General features: G+C 64.5%; 11 protein-coding genes. 4 read left to right on the top strand and 7 right to left on the bottom strand.

Annotated features, from left to right (window positions below; genetic code table 11):
• The first annotated feature begins 79 nt into the window (after positions 1–79).
• Positions 80–1975: a response regulator transcription factor gene (locus ACYVRU_RS02480; RefSeq protein WP_417000237.1), complete on the top strand. Its 1896-nt coding sequence runs from the start codon at positions 80–82 to the stop codon at positions 1973–1975.
• A 510-nt stretch (positions 1976–2485) separates the two neighbouring features.
• A complete protein-coding gene (locus tag ACYVRU_RS02485) occupies positions 2486–3010 on the top strand; it encodes a hypothetical protein (RefSeq protein ID WP_022740922.1) in 525 nt (174 codons plus the stop codon).
• Between the two features lie 124 nt (positions 3011–3134).
• Here the strand turns inward: ACYVRU_RS02485 and ACYVRU_RS02490 are convergent, their stop codons facing one another.
• The 3 genes from ACYVRU_RS02490 to ACYVRU_RS02500 form a co-directional block, all read right to left on the bottom strand.
• The gene (locus tag ACYVRU_RS02490; RefSeq protein WP_227069477.1) at positions 3135–4016 is read right to left on the bottom strand and encodes a sensor histidine kinase; all 882 of its coding nucleotides are present in this window, start codon (positions 4014–4016) and stop codon (positions 3135–3137) included.
• A gap of 135 nt (positions 4017–4151) precedes the next feature.
• Complete coding sequence (locus tag ACYVRU_RS02495; RefSeq protein ID WP_227069476.1) at positions 4152–5291, bottom strand: hypothetical protein; 1140 nt, start codon at positions 5289–5291, stop codon at positions 4152–4154.
• The gene (locus ACYVRU_RS02500; RefSeq protein WP_161128053.1) at positions 5284–6228 is read right to left on the bottom strand and encodes an ATP-binding cassette domain-containing protein; all 945 of its coding nucleotides are present in this window, start codon (positions 6226–6228) and stop codon (positions 5284–5286) included. The genes ACYVRU_RS02495 and ACYVRU_RS02500 overlap by 8 nt, the downstream gene beginning before the upstream one ends.
• A 165-nt stretch (positions 6229–6393) precedes the next feature.
• Here ACYVRU_RS02500 and ACYVRU_RS02505 point away from each other — a divergent pair, with 165 nt between their 5' ends.
• Both ACYVRU_RS02505 and ACYVRU_RS02510 read left to right on the top strand, forming a co-directional pair.
• Complete coding sequence (locus ACYVRU_RS02505; protein ID WP_231699524.1) at positions 6394–7170, top strand: response regulator transcription factor; 777 nt, start codon at positions 6394–6396, stop codon at positions 7168–7170.
• Positions 7171–7393: 223 nt separating this feature from the next.
• Positions 7394–9451, top strand: coding sequence for a tetratricopeptide repeat protein (locus tag ACYVRU_RS02510; RefSeq protein WP_461185692.1), 2058 nt, complete (start codon positions 7394–7396; stop codon positions 9449–9451).
• A 77-nt stretch (positions 9452–9528) separates the two neighbouring features.
• On the opposite strand, the gene ACYVRU_RS02515 is transcribed toward ACYVRU_RS02510, so the two are convergent.
• The 4 genes from ACYVRU_RS02515 to ACYVRU_RS02530 all read right to left on the bottom strand — a co-directional run bounded on the left by ACYVRU_RS02515 (position 9529) and on the right by ACYVRU_RS02530 (position 15514).
• Entirely contained in the window at positions 9529–11622 is a 2094-nt protein-coding gene (locus ACYVRU_RS02515; RefSeq protein ID WP_461185693.1) for a glutamine synthetase III family protein, read from the bottom strand.
• A 269-nt stretch (positions 11623–11891) separates the two neighbouring features.
• On the bottom strand, positions 11892–13253 hold the full coding sequence (locus ACYVRU_RS02520; RefSeq protein WP_173114570.1) for an MFS transporter: 1362 nt from the start codon (positions 13251–13253) through the stop codon (positions 11892–11894).
• Positions 13254–13279: 26 nt separating this feature from the next.
• On the bottom strand, positions 13280–14212 hold the full coding sequence (gene rhaD, locus ACYVRU_RS02525) for a rhamnulose-1-phosphate aldolase (RefSeq protein ID WP_417003620.1): 933 nt from the start codon (positions 14210–14212) through the stop codon (positions 13280–13282).
• Between the two features lie 48 nt (positions 14213–14260).
• Positions 14261–15514: an L-rhamnose isomerase gene (locus ACYVRU_RS02530; RefSeq protein WP_418380298.1), complete on the bottom strand. Its 1254-nt coding sequence runs from the start codon at positions 15512–15514 to the stop codon at positions 14261–14263.
• Positions 15515–15576: the final 62 nt, after the last annotated feature.

Consider the following 15576-nt stretch of genomic DNA (forward strand, 5'->3'; position numbering starts at 1 on the left):
CCGCTATCTATAATCCCCTGACTCAGCAATAATGCGTCATCCCGCCCGGCGAGACGGCCGGACCCGCAGGAGGGGGATTATGGGGTTTCAGGTTCCTCGCGTCACCATCAACATCGACTTCAAAGAGGGCACATCCTTCGGCGAGTTGAGCATCATCTCGCTCGGCTATGGCCTGCATCAGGCCTGGATCTACAGCTCGATGTTCGACAAGGGCGGCATCTTCGGAACCAGCGGCCTTCAGGCCGGGCCCTTCAACGATCAGCTGTCTCTCGCCTATTTCGTGTCCATTCTCGTGTACGGGCTCTTGCTGCTCGTCGCGAGCGTTCTCGATACCAGGCTCATTCGCCCGCTGCACGCCACGCCCACCCTCGTCATCGCCGCTCTGCTCGGTTCGACGGGGACACTGCTCTTGCTCGCGCCCGACGGATCGCTCCTTAGCTCGGAGGCGCTGCAGCTTGCCTCCGGCGTGCTCACCGGCGCCGGATCGTCGGTGCTGCTGCTGGCCTGGGGCATCGCCTTCTCGCGCCGCGATTCAGCCTCCGTCGTCATCAACGGAGCACTCTCCATCGCCATCGGATTCGGCATCTACGGTCTGGTGCTGCATCAGATCCCCTTCCCGTGGGGAGGCGTGGCAAGCGCGCTCATTCCCTTCGCGGAAATCGCCTTGCTGCTCGTGCTTCGTCGCCACGTAAGCCTTGATTTCGATAATCGCCAGCTCATCTTCCAGCCACTGCCCATCAACCACGCGCGCTTCGTGCTGCGCTTCGGGTTGCCGGTGTTCTTCCTCGGCGTGGCCTTAGGCATCATGCGCCAGACCTCCATAGAGACCATCCTGCCCGGCAGCGCTTTCGAAGACCAAGCACTGCTGTTTGTCACCGCCTGCGCCACCACGGTGCTTATCATGGTGACGTTCCTGGCGCTGGGCGGCGACGAGCGCTGGCACACCTTCTTCCGCCCGCTCATCCCGTTCATCGCCGTGACGGCCGTGTTCATCCCCTTCACCGCCGGTGGCGCGTCGTTCTGGGGAACCTCGGTGGTGCTCGTCGGCTACATGTCCTTCGAGGCGCTCATGTGGATCTTCTTCTCGGAGCTTTCCCAGCGCTTCCGCCTCTCCCCCATCTTCGTGTTCGGCCTCGGCCGCGGCGTTATGGCGCTGGCGGCTCTGGGCGGATCCACCCTCCCCCTGTTCACCGGCGCCCTCGGCGCGCCGACGGGTCTGGGGGAGATGGGCACCGTGCTCATCGTGCTGGTCGCCATGATGCTCGCCTACGCGCTTCTGCCCGACGAGCACGAGATGGCCTCCATCGTGGCCGTAACACCGAGGAAGGTGGCCGTACAGAGCGCCTCGCGGGCCCCGCTCATCGTGGTGAACGAGGGGAAAGCAGATGCGTTGGAACGTGCCCGGGAAGGCGCGGTCCCCTCTGCCCCCGAGCAGGCCGACGTGCGCACCCAGGTCCCTGCAAACTGGGAGCACGCCGTCGTGGCCGCCCTTGCCGAGCTGGGCGAAACCTCCGGCGCGGCATCGGGGCAGATCGCCTCCGCATCTTCTGTCGTTTCCGCCGCAAAAGGCCCGACCGCCGTGGACGCCATGCAGGACGATGCATCGGATGCAAGCGCCGCTTCTGACACCGCAAGCTCTGCCTCCACTGCCCCCTCCCCCGCCCGTCAGGCCATGGACTTCTCGCGCTCCATCTTCGCCGAGGAGACCGCCGCCCCCGCGCCCGCCGACGACACGCCCGCCGCCCGGGGCCGCTTCCGCCAGCGCTGCGAGATCGTCGCCAACACCTACTTGCTGTCGCGGCGCGAAAGCGAGGTCATGTACTACCTGGCCCGCGGCTACAAGTCCTCCCACATCCAGCAGCAGCTCTACATCTCCGAAGGCACGGCGAAGACCCACATCCGCCACATCTACCGCAAGCTGAACATCCACAGCCAGCAAGATCTCATCCACCTCATCGACGAAGTGGAGCTGTAACCCCGTGCGGAGCTGCGGCCGCCGCGCATCTCCTGCCGCAACGGCCGCAGAATCTCCTAGGGACTCACGCCGATGCCCCTTGCTCACGATTTCGCTTCTGTTGCTTTAACCATTGCGGAAGCGAATGGCGGTTCACTTCCGCTAATTTAACATAGCGGAAGTGAACCGCCATTCGCTTCTGCTCATTCCGCACAGGGGAAGCTGATTTCATCCCAACCCGTAGCCCGGCCCTACATTTTGCCGCGCTCCTTTGAGTTCCCTGACATTTTCCTTTCCCTGGCTACGGGTTCTGTTCCAAAAATCCACCTCGGGCTGCGGATCGCACGTTCGAATCCGCAGCCCGACCTAGCTTTTTGCCGCAGTTCTTCAGAGTTTCTGACATTTTCCCCGATCGGGCTACGAATTTTGGGGCATTTGTGGCGATCGCGAACTTTTTCTTGATTAATTCGGTCATGAAAAGTATTATTTTATTCTATTAATAATTTCGGCTCTCAGAGAGAAAGGAGAAGTATGGCCTGTTCATTCCGCTATTTCCTACTTAAACGCTGCCAAGGTTTGACCGGTTTAAACACTACAAGCACGAAGAAGTTCTTCGCCGCCGCCGAGGATGCGCATCCCGAGGCATTCGCGCCGCTTCTTCTGCTTGCGATCTGCGACGGACGCGAGGAATACCTGCTCCGGCGCGCGGAGGGCACGAAAGCGGCCGAGATGTTCGACGAGTTCGTCGAACACTGGCATGCGTCGGGGCGTCCGCTGGAGGTGTACTTGGGCATGTTGCCCGACGGCGACCCGTTCAAAACCATCCTCGTCGAATGGCGCACCGACTCCTCGCGCATCGAGGTCGACCGCAAAATCCTGAAGTACGTCTCAACCGCCTTCGGCGATCTTCTGGCCGACAAGAATATGACCCGCGCCGAGGCCTGCCGCGTCACCCGCCTGAACAAGGGCAACTTCTACGCCTTCCTCAAAGGGGACACGTCGAAGATGAGCCGCAAGACGGCCATGAACGCCTACCGCGAAATCGCCGCACTCTAGCGTACGCAGGGTCGGGCAGAACGACACGGGGCTGCAACCTCACGTGAGGTTGCAGCCCCGCTTTCATTGCGGCAGATAGCGGCCCTTGTGAATCCAGATGTGCCCTTCTCTCCTACTGCGCCTCTTAGGGGGTGGCGGGAAAGACGAGGGTCAAGAAGAGCTCGTCGCCTTCCAAAGAGGCCTCAACCTCTATGTTCTGGGCGGTAGCGAGGCTGGCCACCACGGCAAGGCCCAGGCCTGCGCCTCCTTGGGCGCGAGCGACATCGGCGCGGTAGAAGCGCTCGAAGAGACGGTTGACGTCGATAGCCGCCGGGTCGGGAACCTTGTTGGAAAAGGTCAAAGTGCGACCCCGCTGAATGATAGACGGCGCGGACGTCCCATAGCGCAGGGCGTTGCTCACCAGGTTCTCGAACATACGAGCCAGCGCCTCGCTGTCGGCCTCGACCACCAGGGACTCGTCGGGAAAGTCCACCGCCGGCTCCCAGCCGCGCTCTTCGAAAGCGGGAAACTGGCCAGTGAGCACATCGGCGAGCACGGGCAGAACGACAAGGGGGCGCCTATCCAGATCGGACGCGGCATCGGTGGCGCGGGCGTAGGCGAACAGCGCGTCCAGCAGGCCCTCCATGTCGGCCAGGCGCGCTTCGGCTGCCTGCAGGTAATGGGCGCGGCGAGCATCGTCCGGCTCCTCGGCGGCCAGGGAGACATAGCCCTTCGCACCCATGAGCGGCGTGCGAATGTCGTGGGACAGGCTCGCCAGATCGCGCTGGAACTGGCGCTGCTCGGCGGCGCGCTCGCGCTCGCGCCGGTCGGCGGCATCCAGCGTGCCGTTCACCGCACGAGCCAGATCGGCGAACCCGGGTCCGGGCATTTCGGTGGTCAAGCGGCTGTTGGAGCGCCCGTCGCGATTCCGCAGGAAGCGGGCCATGCGGCGAAGTTCGTGGCCGTACAGCAGCACCAGCGCGAACCCGCAGAGCGCCAGGCCCCCGAAGCATATGGCAAGCGTCACAACTGTCCTTTCTCGTTTCGTTTGTTGCAGAGCACCTGTCGCATGACTCTAGTTGTGGCAAGGGGCGACCGAGGTCGCCCCCTACGGAGACTAGCATGCAGTGAGACGTTGCCGCGCCCCTCCACCGGATGTCTCCTACAAATCGCGCTTCCACAGCGGGCCGAACGTCAGCACGACGCAGAGGGCGACTGCGGCGGTGCCCACGATGAGCACCTGCACAGCGAGGGGCGCCATGGTCAGCGGGGCGGCAGCAGGCGTCGCGAGCAGCGTCGAGGCGTGATTGCCCACATTCTGCATGCAGGAGGCGAGCATCCACGGCTCCAACGCGCCGATCCAGGGCTCGCCCTGGCCCAGCAGAAGCAGCACCTGGCCGAGAAGCGAGCCGGCGATGCCGGAGCTGACCACGAGCGCCCAGGCCACCCCGGCCCCGGCGCTGCGGCTCGCCCACACGATGACCGCCGTCGTGCACCCGTAGGCGAAGGCCAGAAGCCAGGCCAGCCCGAGGAAGAGCGCCAGGTCGCCCAACGGGCTTGCCGCCGCATAGGTGAAGCCTGCCGCCGCGAAGGACGCGGCTCCGGCCAGGGCGGCCACGGCCAGATAGAAGGCCGCGAGAAGACCGACGAGCACCAGCTTCTCGCCGTAGTAGCGCACGCGTCCCCGGCGATCCATCACCAAGTTGCGCGCGAAGCGCATGGAGAAGTCCTGGGCAAGAAAGAGTGCCGTCACCAGCGAGACGACCATGGCCAACGCCCCACCCGACACCGCCATATCTCCCAGCATATCGGCCGGCGAGGCCAGGGTGCGCATGTCGCGGGACACTCCTTCGAAATCGGCATCGCTGAGCGCCTCGGGATTGTCAGCGACGAGATCCCACAGCTCGCTCGAGGCGAATGCGGAATCGCTCGCCGTCTCATCGTCGCGCACGCTGTCCTCTTCGGATTCGGCCGATCCGGCGGCCTCGGCAGCGCCTAGCGTGTCCAGCTCATCCAGCGACAGGCCGCGCCCCGAGGCGCTGGCCGCAGCCGCAGCTTCCGCCGATGCATTCGCAGCGGCAGCATCTCCTTCGCCCAGGACGCCGGCCCCGCCGGTCACCCCGTCGCTGACGTTCACGGTCATCTCGAAACTCGTCGCCGTCATGCGCAGAAACTCCGGCGAGGACACCCAGTGCATCATGCCGGCCGCCAGAACAGACAGAGCCACCAGCACGATAGCGGCCACCCAGAGCATCTTGCCATGCACGAGGCGGTAGATATCGCTCTTCAGCAAGTTAAACATACTGCGCGCCCCCTTCCATCAGTTCCACGAAGTACTCTTCCAGATCGCGGTGGTCTTGGGACAACTCACGCACCACCTCACCGGCGCCGGCAAGCAGACGGCTGATAGCACCATCGTCGTAGTCCCCCGTGATAACAATGGCCCCATCCGGCTCCGCTTTGAAGGCGAGCGCGGGATACGCCTCTTCCAAAAGTGCCAGCGCCCGGGCCGGGTTCTCGGTGCGAACGCGCAGGCTGCTGCGACACTCGGCGGCCACCTCCTCGGCCGTCATCTCGCGCACCATGCGCCCGTCGGCGATGACCCCGTAGCGCGTGGCCATGCGATCGAGCTGATCGAGCACATGCGAGCTGACGACCACCGTGATGCCCAAGGTTTCGTTCACGCGCACGATGAGGTTGCGCATGGCGCGCGTCGCCTCGGGGTCGAGCCCGTTGAAAGGCTCGTCTAACAGCAGCACATCGGGGCTGCCGAGCAGCGCCATGGCGAGCCCCAGCCGCTGCTTCATGCCGAGCGAGAACCCGCGCACCTTCTTGTTGCCAACCGAGGAGAGCCCCACGAGCCTGAGCACCTCCTCGCAGCGGGCCGGACCGTCCACGATGCCCCAGGCGAGTGCCTTCGCCATGAGGTTCCGGTAGGCCGACAGGTTCAAAAGCAGCCCCGGCTCTTCGATCAGCACGCCGATGCGCCGCACGCCGCCCTCATCCGGCCCCGCAGCGCCCGCGGCCCCCGCCGCGGCCCGATCGCTTTCGAACAGCACCACCTCGCCAGCCGTGGGCAGCGCATCGCCGCAGATCATCTTCATGACGGTAGACTTGCCGGCGCCGTTTTTGCCGACGAAGCCGTAAATGTCGCTCGCCGCCACAGTCATGGAGAAATTGCGCACCACCGCGCGGCCGCCATAGACCTTGGTCAGCCCGCGGGCCTCGATGACGTTCATGCCTCGCCCCTTTCTCGCTTACCTCTGCCCTCGCGCTCTCGTTCTCGTTCGCGTTCGCGTTCCCGCTCTCGCACCATCGCCTCGTCCTTTCTCGCTTATACCGCATTTCCTACGGCTTTCAGTGTGAACGCGGGAATTAAAGAAAGTTCTGGCGAAGCGTTAAGATTGTTTGAAGATGCCGACGCCAACGCATCCGCGCGTATTATCCTGCTTCCCGTGGAAACCGTTGCCGACATACTCATCATCGAGGACGACCCCTCTATCAACGAGGTGGTCTGCGCGCATCTGGAACGTCGCGGCTACCGCTGCCGCCAGGCCTTCTCGGGCACCGAGGGCCTCATGCTTCTGCGAGAGCAGCGCCCGGATGTGGTCATCACCGACCTCATGCTGCCCGGCGTCCCCGGCGAGGAGATCGTGCGCGCCATCCGCGGCGCCGACAGCGCGCTTCCCATCATTGTCATCTCGGCGCGCATCACCGCCGCCGACAAAATCTCCCTTCTGCAAGCCGGCGCCGACGACTATCTGACCAAGCCCTTCGATTTAGACGAGCTGCAGGCCCGTATCGAGGTTCAGCGGCGCCACCATGCCGAGCGCGCGCATGCCGGGACGGCCGCGAGTGCCACAGACGCGGGCGGCTACCAGCGGCTGCTCGCCTTCCGCCGCTGGGAGCTGGATCCCGACGGGCGCGTCTTTCGCGTCGACGGCGAGGAGGTAGCCCTCACGCGCACGGAGTTCAACATCCTGGAACTGCTCATGGCACGACCGCAGAAGGTGTTCACCAAGCAGGAGCTGTTCGAGCTGGCCTGGGGCGAGCCCTATTCGGTGGAGGACTCCACGGTGAACGTGCACGTGTCGAACCTGCGCCGCAAGCTGAAGCCCACGGACACCGACGGCTACCTGCAAACCGTGTGGGGCATGGGCTACAAACTGCACAATGCCTGACGGGCGGCGCCGCAGAGGGCTTCACCGCACATCGCTCGCTAACATTCCTGATGCTTTTGCTCATGAATGTTGTTGACCTCACCCCCTTTCTCGTCAATTAAGCTCGCAAATCCCCTGAAAACCGTGATGGTCTGGCAATTTCTCCCAAGTTGACACGGTGAAACACCGCGCACTGTGGGACAATGGGCAGACTTATCCAACTACTCCGGTGAAAGGTTCCGCCGTGTTCGATTTCTTCCGCAAAAAGGGCAACAACCCCGAGGAGTCCGCCAAAGACGGCGGCTCCCAGAACGCGGCCGGCGCCACTGCCTCGGGCCGCACCACCCGCGACGCGCTGGCGGAGTTCACCGCCACCCCGCTGCCCGACGCCATCGACGGCCTGCTGTTCCGCGTGTCCATGGCCGACCCGACCGACCCGACCTCGTCCTCGGGCTTCGACGCCTACGCCGCCCGCCTGCTCTCCGAAGCCGAGGCGCCCAGCCTGCGCGCCATCGCCGTGGAGCATCCGGTGGAGCTGCGTCGCCTGAACACCACGGGCCTGTTCTGGTCCATCTTCGACGACAGCACGATTTCGGCCGGCAACCGGGGCACCATTTTGCGCATCGAGTCCGTGCTCGATCGTTTGGCCCTCATTTCGAAGGCCTTGGAAGGCGACGAGGGCACCGCCTTTGTGAGTGCCACGACCGAGGGCGCCTGCAGCGAGCTGGACTGGCAGGTGCTGCGTTCCATCGCCAACGACGCCAACGACTACCTGACCGCCGCCGAGCGCGACAACAAGCTGGACACCCAGTACGGCACGACGGGCACCCGCGGCGGGAACTGGGATCTCTCCACGCGCCTGGCCGCCGCCTGCGAGGCCATGGTACTCCCCTTCCGCTTGGAATACCGCTTCGCCTGCGATGCCGGCACGGGCACTATTGTGGCCAGCGTGTCGCTGCCCACCCCCGACGTGTTTCCGAAATCCCGCTTCAGCAGAGATGCGGGCCAGTGGATCGACTGCACCGCGCAACGCCCTGCCGCCGCGGCTGCCTACGCCCTGCGCCTGGCGGCCCTCATCGCCGCCGCGGCCTTCGGCACTTCCGTCGGCGTGACGCGCGTCGTCGTGAACGGGCGCGAGGGCTCCATCGCCGGGGCCAACGTGCTGTCTCTGGAGTTCGGGCGCATCCCCTTCACCATGGGCGCCATGGCGAAAATCCGCAGCGGCGAGTTCTCCGCGCCGGCCACTGAATGCGACCCGGCAACGCTGTTCGATATGCTGCACCTGACTCACATCGCCGCCAATATCGACGGCGAGGGCAACCTGCAGCCCGTCGAGCCGCTGGCCGTGGAGCTGTCGGTTCCCTACACCCCCGTGGCAGAGGACACACGTCCCTTGCCGGAAGATCTTCGCGGCATGCTGCACGCCGACATCGTGAGCGACTTGGACGTCATGAGCGAGCAGGACGCCGAACTGGGGGCCCACTACCGCGCCATCATGGAGGAGAAGGACGACTCGCTGCTTCTGGCCGTGGCCCAGCTGGAGGATATCGTGGCCGAGACGAGCGCCACCGCGGCGGCCGATGTCGTGGCCGACGACCTCGCCCAGCCTTCGGAGCCGCGCCGCATCCTGTACTGCGAGAACGTCTTCGCCCGCTATCTGACGAGCCTCGTGGAAAGCGACCCGTCCGTGCGCTACGTGCGCGCCTCGGACATCGGTCAGGCGGCCCGTTCGTCGCTCTCGCGCATCTACCGCGACATGGGCGATTTGGATGCGGCCGAGGCCCAGGCCCGCGCCTGCATCGAACTGGCCCCCACGAGCGCCCCGGCCTACAACGACCTCATCACCTGCTTCGCCGAGGGCGACCACTACGATCGGATCATCGACGTGGCCCGGGAGGCCCTGCGCGTGGCCGTCACTGGCAACGATATCGCCTACGTGTACTACCGGCTGGCCTTCGCCTACTGGCAGACGGGCCGTCTGCCCGAGGCTTTGGCCTGCTACCTGCGCGTGCCGGAGGCAAGCCCCATGGGCGAGGCCGCCCTGCGCGAACGCAACGACTTGGTGAGCGAGATGGGCAACAGCGTGCCCGGCAGCGACTGGGACCCTGTGGCCTGCCTGCGCACGGCCGGCGTGCCCCTGGCGCCCTTGGACGACGTGATGGAAGTGGTGGGCCGCGCGCTCATCGAGCTGTGTGACGCCAACATGCCGCTGGCCGCCGCTCCCCTGGCGAGCCTCGTGGCGAGCACCCAGCGCAACGATATCCTCCACGCCGTAGCCGCCAGCCTCCGCCAGGGCGTGTAAGCGCCCCAAGCAAGACGCACAAGAAAAGGCCCTCCAGGGGGCCTTTTCTTTATAGGCAAGATTTCCGGCGAAGTCGACTATGCGTAAAAGAGGATCTCGTTGTAGGTCGGCACGGGCCAGGCCTCGCGCTCGACGATGATCTCCATAGCGTCCACGGCCGCGCGCAGAGCGTCCATGACCGGCACGATCTCATGCGCGTTCATGTTCGCACGCTCCTGCTGATCGGCCACTTCCAGCGAAGCGCGATGCAAGCTGTGCAGCTTCTCCAACTGACGGTTGATCTCGGCGGCCCCTTCCACGAGCTTCTTCAGCTTGTCCTCCATGAACGAGGTGTCACCCTCGGGCAGCACGTTGCGGATAGAGGTGATGCCGTTGGCGAGCTTGGCGGCATAGCGGTTGATGGCCGGCAGGTAATCGCGGCGCACCAGGCGCTTCATGGCGCGAATCTCGATGTTCATGATCTTGTTGTACTTCTCCAGCTTCACCTCATAGCGGGAGCGGACCTCGTCCTCGGTGAGCACGCCGAACTCGGCGAACAAGTCGATGGACTTCTGGTCGACCAGGCACGGCAGCGCGTCGGCCGTGGTGCGATGGTTCGCCAGCCCGCGGCGCTCGGCCTCCTTCTCCCATTCCTCGGAATAGCCGTCGCCGTTGAAGATGATGCGCTCGTGGTCGCGCAGGGTGCGCTTGATGTAGTCGATGGCGGCCGCCTCGAACTCCTCGCCGGTCTTGCCTTCCATCTGATCGGCGAATTCCTTCAGCGACTTGGCCATGGCCGTGTTCAGCGCCATGTTCACATCCGACAGGTTCTGGGCACTGCCGGGCATACGGAACTCGAACTTGTTGCCCGTGAAGGCAAAGGGGCTCGTGCGGTTGCGGTCGGTGTTGTCCTTGATGAAGTTCGGCAGCACGTCCACGCCGAGATCCATGGATACGCGCTCGGCCGAGGTGTAGTCGTGATCGTCGATGAGCGCCTCCACAATCGCGCCCAGCTCGTCGCCGAGGAACATGGACACGATGGCCGGCGGCGCCTCGTTGGCGCCGAGACGGTGGTCGTTGCCGGCGCTCGCCGCCGACATGCGCAGAAGCTCCTGATACTCGTCGACCGCCTCAATAACGCCGGTGAGGAATACGAGGAAGCGCAGGTTCTCCATGGGGTTCTCGCCCGGATCGAGCAGGTTGCGGCCACCGGCGGAGATGGACCAATTGTTGTGCTTGCCCGACCCGTTGATGGACTCGAAGGGCTTCTCGTGCTGCAGGCACACCAGGCCGTAGTGGCTGGCCAGCAGCTTCATCTTCTCCATGGTGAGCAGGTTCTCGTCCACCGCGCGGTTCGTCTCGGCGAAGATGGGCGCCAGCTCGTGCTGGGCCGGGGCCACCTCGTTGTGCTTGGTCTTCGCGGAAATGCCGAGCGCCCACAGCTCGTCGTCGAGCTCCTTCATGAACTCGTTCACTGTGGGACGGATGGCGCCGAAGTAATGCTCCTCCAGTTCCTGGCCCTTTACCGGCGGATAGCCGAACAGCGTGCGGCCCGTGAGCATGATGTCGAGGCGCTTCTCGTAGTCCTTCTCGGAGACGAGGAAGTACTCCTGCTCGGCGCCGAGGGTCGTGGTCACGCGATCGGACGAGTCGTCGCCGAACAGGTCGAGCACGCGGCGGCCCTGGGTCTCGATGGCTTTCATGGAGCGCAGAAGCGGCGTCTTCTTGTCGAGCGCCTCGCCGGTGTAGCTGCAGAAAGCCGTGGGGATGCAGAGCACCTCGTCCTTGATGAAGGCGTAGGAGGTGGGATCCCAGGCGGTGTAGCCGCGGGCCTCGAAGGTGGCGCGCAGGCCGCCGGAGGGGAAGCTGGAGGCATCGGGCTCGCCCTGGATGAGCTCCTTGCCGGAGAAGGTCATGATGGCGCAGCCGTCATCGGTGGGATCGATGAAGCTGTCGTGCTTCTCGGAAGTGATGCCCGTCAGCGGTTGGAACCAGTGAGTGTAGTGGGTGGCGCCCTTCTCGATGGCCCACTCTTTCATGGCGTGGGCGACGACGTTGGCCACGTCCTCGTTCAGAGGCGCGCCTTCCTTGATAGTTTTCATCAGCTGCTTGTAGGTGGTCTTCGGCAGACGCTCGCGCATCACATGCTCGTTGAACACCATGGAGCCGTACAGATCGGTCACTTTCGACATAACGGGTTCGCTCCTCACTCGGGTCGATGATCGGAATAAGATACCACGTCGGAGCCACCGCAACGGCTGCACCCGGCACGTTCCAAGTTAATGGCTCATTGTTTCGAGGAGTTTTCTGGTAAGCGAAACCGAAGTTACGAAAGGGGCGGTTCGTTTTCACGCCCCACGCAAAACGACCCCGCCGAGGCAGGGTCGTTGAGGAATTAAGATCGCGCTCGGCAAATGGCAGCGCGTATTCGGCGCAACACGACGGTGTGCCTGGGGTGCAGCTAATCGATATGTTTCCCGTAGCGCTCCTCGGTGATCTCGTCGAGGGTGCGGCCCTGGGTGTTGGGGCACCAGATGACGCCCACCACGAGCGACACCAGAAGGAAGCCACACATGATGATGCCGGCAGTCACGAAGCCCGCAGGGGTTTCCACGCCGAGGCCCGCCACGGCCACGAGCGACCAGATGCCCAGCACGCCGCGCACCAAAAAGAACATGATGCCCTGCACGCCGCCGCGATACAGCGTCGGGAACAGCTCCGTCGACCACAGCGCATAGAAGCACTGGGCCGAGAAGCCGGCTGAGATGCCCCACAGCGCCACGAACACCCACAGAAGCCAGCCCCAGCTATCGGCCGTGCCCGCTTCCAGCTGCATGCCGAAGAACACCATGACCACCCAGGCCGCCAGCGCCATCACGGCCGTGGCCGCGAACAGGATGCGATGCGGGATCTTGTCGCCGAACTTCGAGAAGATGGCAAGCGAACCCACCGCCGTGAGGATCCACATGACCGCCTGTAGAAGCGAGATGGTCGTGTCGTCCAAATGCCCGGCCGCCGCGTACATGTAGGGCATGAACTGGCCCATGGTGCCGGCCACGATGTTCCACGTCAGGTACACCGCCACCAGGAACACGATAGACTTCACGTTCACCGAGTTGGTCAGCGCGCGGCCCATCATCTGGATGAAGGTGTCGCGCTTGCCGGCGGCCGCGTCCTGCTTTTCCGTCCAGTCCTTCGACTCCTCCAGCTTGCGCTGCAGATTCCACGCGATGAGCGCCACCACGAACAGGATAAGGAACAGCAGGCGCATGGCGAACAGGCCGTCGAAGGGCCCGTAGGTGCCCGCCGGCAGAAGCGCGCCGTCCGGCCCGAAGGTCGGGAAGATGAACGAGAACAGAAGCGCGATGAGGAAGATGACCGCCGGGCCGCAGGACCAGGCGAACTGGCTGATGCCGATGTTGGCGGCGCGGCTCGTGGAGGAGGACATCTCGGAGATGTAGCTCCACGACGACGGTACGCCGGCGCCCACGGACAGGCCGGAAATGACGATGCCGGCGCAGAGCATGGGCAGGTTCACCGCGCACATAATGAGGAAGACGCCCGTGGCGTACACGAGCAGGTTATAGGTGTAGATGAACTTGCGCCCGAAGCGGTCGGCCAGAAAGCCGCCGATGAGCGCGCCCACCGCCGCGCCGAAGGCATTCGCGCCCACGGCGCCCAAGATGGACACCCACACGTTGTCGAAGTTGAAAGCAATCGCCCAGGCCGCCAGCGCCACACCCGAGGCCACGATGCAGCCGGAGTCGAGGAAGTTGGTGAGTGATACGGCGATGGTGCCTTTTTTCTCTTGGGACAGAGCCATAGTTTTGCAGACCCTTTCTTAGTTGCCTAGTTGTCGGTCGCCGAAGCCGCGGGGAAATCCAGCATGGCCTCGTTGATCTTGACGTTGAACTCGCGGCCGATCTGCCGCAGCCCCTCGTCGGTGATGGTGTTCAGGAATTCGCCCGAACCGCCGTTCATGGCGCGGGCGCGCCCGTAGATGTCGGCGGCCTTCTCGATGGTGTGCAGAAGCCCGAAGGTACTATCGAAGTCGGCGCCGGAGACGAACAGGCCGTGACTCGCCCACACCACCGCGTCGAAGGTCTTCATCTGCTCGGAGGTGGCCCGGGCGATGTCGGCCCCACCGGGCACCATCCAGGGCACCACGCCGACGCCAGCCGGGAACACGACGACGCACTCGGTCATGGCCTTCCACAACACGCGCGTGAACGTGCGCGCGTCCAGCGGCAACAGGTAGGAAAGCGCGATGATGTTGGTGGGGTGCGCATGGTAGATGACGCGGCAGGTGCCGTCGGTGGCCGCGGCGCGCACGGCGTGGTTCATGACGTGGGTCGGGAACTCGGACGTGGGGCGCCCCCCGTCGTCGAGACCCCACACGATGCGGTAGGCATCGCCAGCCGCGGACAGCTCCACAATGCCGATGTTGCGAGAGGGATCGGACGCCACATTGCGCATGTAGTTGCCGGTGCCGGTGACGAGGAAGTATGCACCACCCATGGTCGGCACCTCAACGCCGAGGGGCGTCCAAGGGCGCGGCTCCTTGTCGAAGAACTTGCGAGCGGTGTCCACATCCTCGGGACGCAGACGATAGCTGAGGTTGCCGCCGTTGCGCTCGTGCCAGCCCTGCTCCCAGCCGTCGTTGCACAGGCGCACGAACCCGCGCACGAATCCCAGCTGCTCCATGGCCACGCCGGACACCGCCCCGCGCGCCGTGTCGATGCCCTGGGAAAGCATCTCCTGTGCCTGATCGAAAAATGCCATATCGTTGCTCCTTGCTTGAAACTCCTCGGGGGCGAGACCTTGGTTGAGCTACACGCGCTCGGGCAGGACCTTGGCTTCGTAGGCGGCCACGGCCGGGTACAGCTCGCCATCGAGCGGGCAGCCGGCGCGGCGGCAGTACTCGTCCCACACGGCACCGAAGGGCATGCTCTTCGCCTGCTCGGCCAGCATCATCTTCTCGGTGAACTGGTAGGTGTCCTGCAGCTCCTTCAGGCGCTCGCCCGGCTGCAGCAGCGCGTAGAGCAGCGACTTTTCCATGGCGCGCGTACCCGTGGCCCAGGCGCCCACGCGGTTGATGGAGGCGTCGAAGAAGTCGAGGCCGATGATGACCTTCTCCCACGCGCCCGGGATGTGGGCGATCTCCATGGCCACTTCCTTGGTGGGGTCGTCGAAGAGCACCACGTGGTCGGAGTCCCAGCGCACCGGGCGCGTCACGTGCAGCGGCACCTTGTCGAAGAACAGCAGCAGGGCCGAGAGCTTGTCAGCCACGTTCTCAGTGGGATGGAAGTGACCCAGATCCAGCAGATCGTACACGCCGGGGTGCGTGGCGGCGTAGGCCAGGTAGAACTCGTTGGAACCCACGGTCATCGATTCCAATCCGATGCCGAACACCTTCGATTCGCAGGAGTCGATGACGCGGTCGTACTTCTCGGCGTAAATCTCGTCGAGGGAATCGCGCAGGCGCTCGCGCAGGCCAAAGCGGTCGCCGGGCACGTCCTTCAGGCCGTCGGGAATCCAGATGTTGCAGAGCGTCTGGTCATCGAGCGCCTCGCCGATCTGCTGGGAGATCTTGCGGCAGGCCTTGCAGTGGCGGATCCAGAAGTCGCGCGTCGCCGCATCAGGCGAGGACAGCGACAGCTCGTTGCTCATCATGGGGTGGCCGAAGATGGTGGGGTTGAAATCGATGCCGTAGCCGTGCGCCTTCGCCCACGCGACCCAGGGCTCGAAGTGCTTGTACTCGATGGCGTCGCGGTCGACCCAGGGGTTCTCATCGGTGAAGACGGCGTAGGAGGCGTGCAGGTTGATGCGCTTGGCGCCGGGCACGAGGGCCATGGCGGCCTCGAAGTCACAGGTCAGCTCCTCGAAGGTGCGAGCGCGGCCAGGGTAGTTGCCCGTGGTCTGGATGCCGCCGGACAGGCCCCCTTCCTGGTCGAAGCCGAGCACGTCGTCGCCCTGCCAGCAGTGCACCGAGATGGGTTTGGCGGCCAGCTTCTCCATCACCGCCTCAGTGTCGATGCCGAGGGCGGCGTACTCCTCGCGGGCCAAATCGTACATGGTAGTCATCGGGTTTCCTTTCTGTTCACCAGTATCTAGAAGCTCTTGCTGTAAATCGTCGGGGTCGGAAT

The organism is Adlercreutzia sp. CNCM I-6216 (assembly GCF_977113345.1).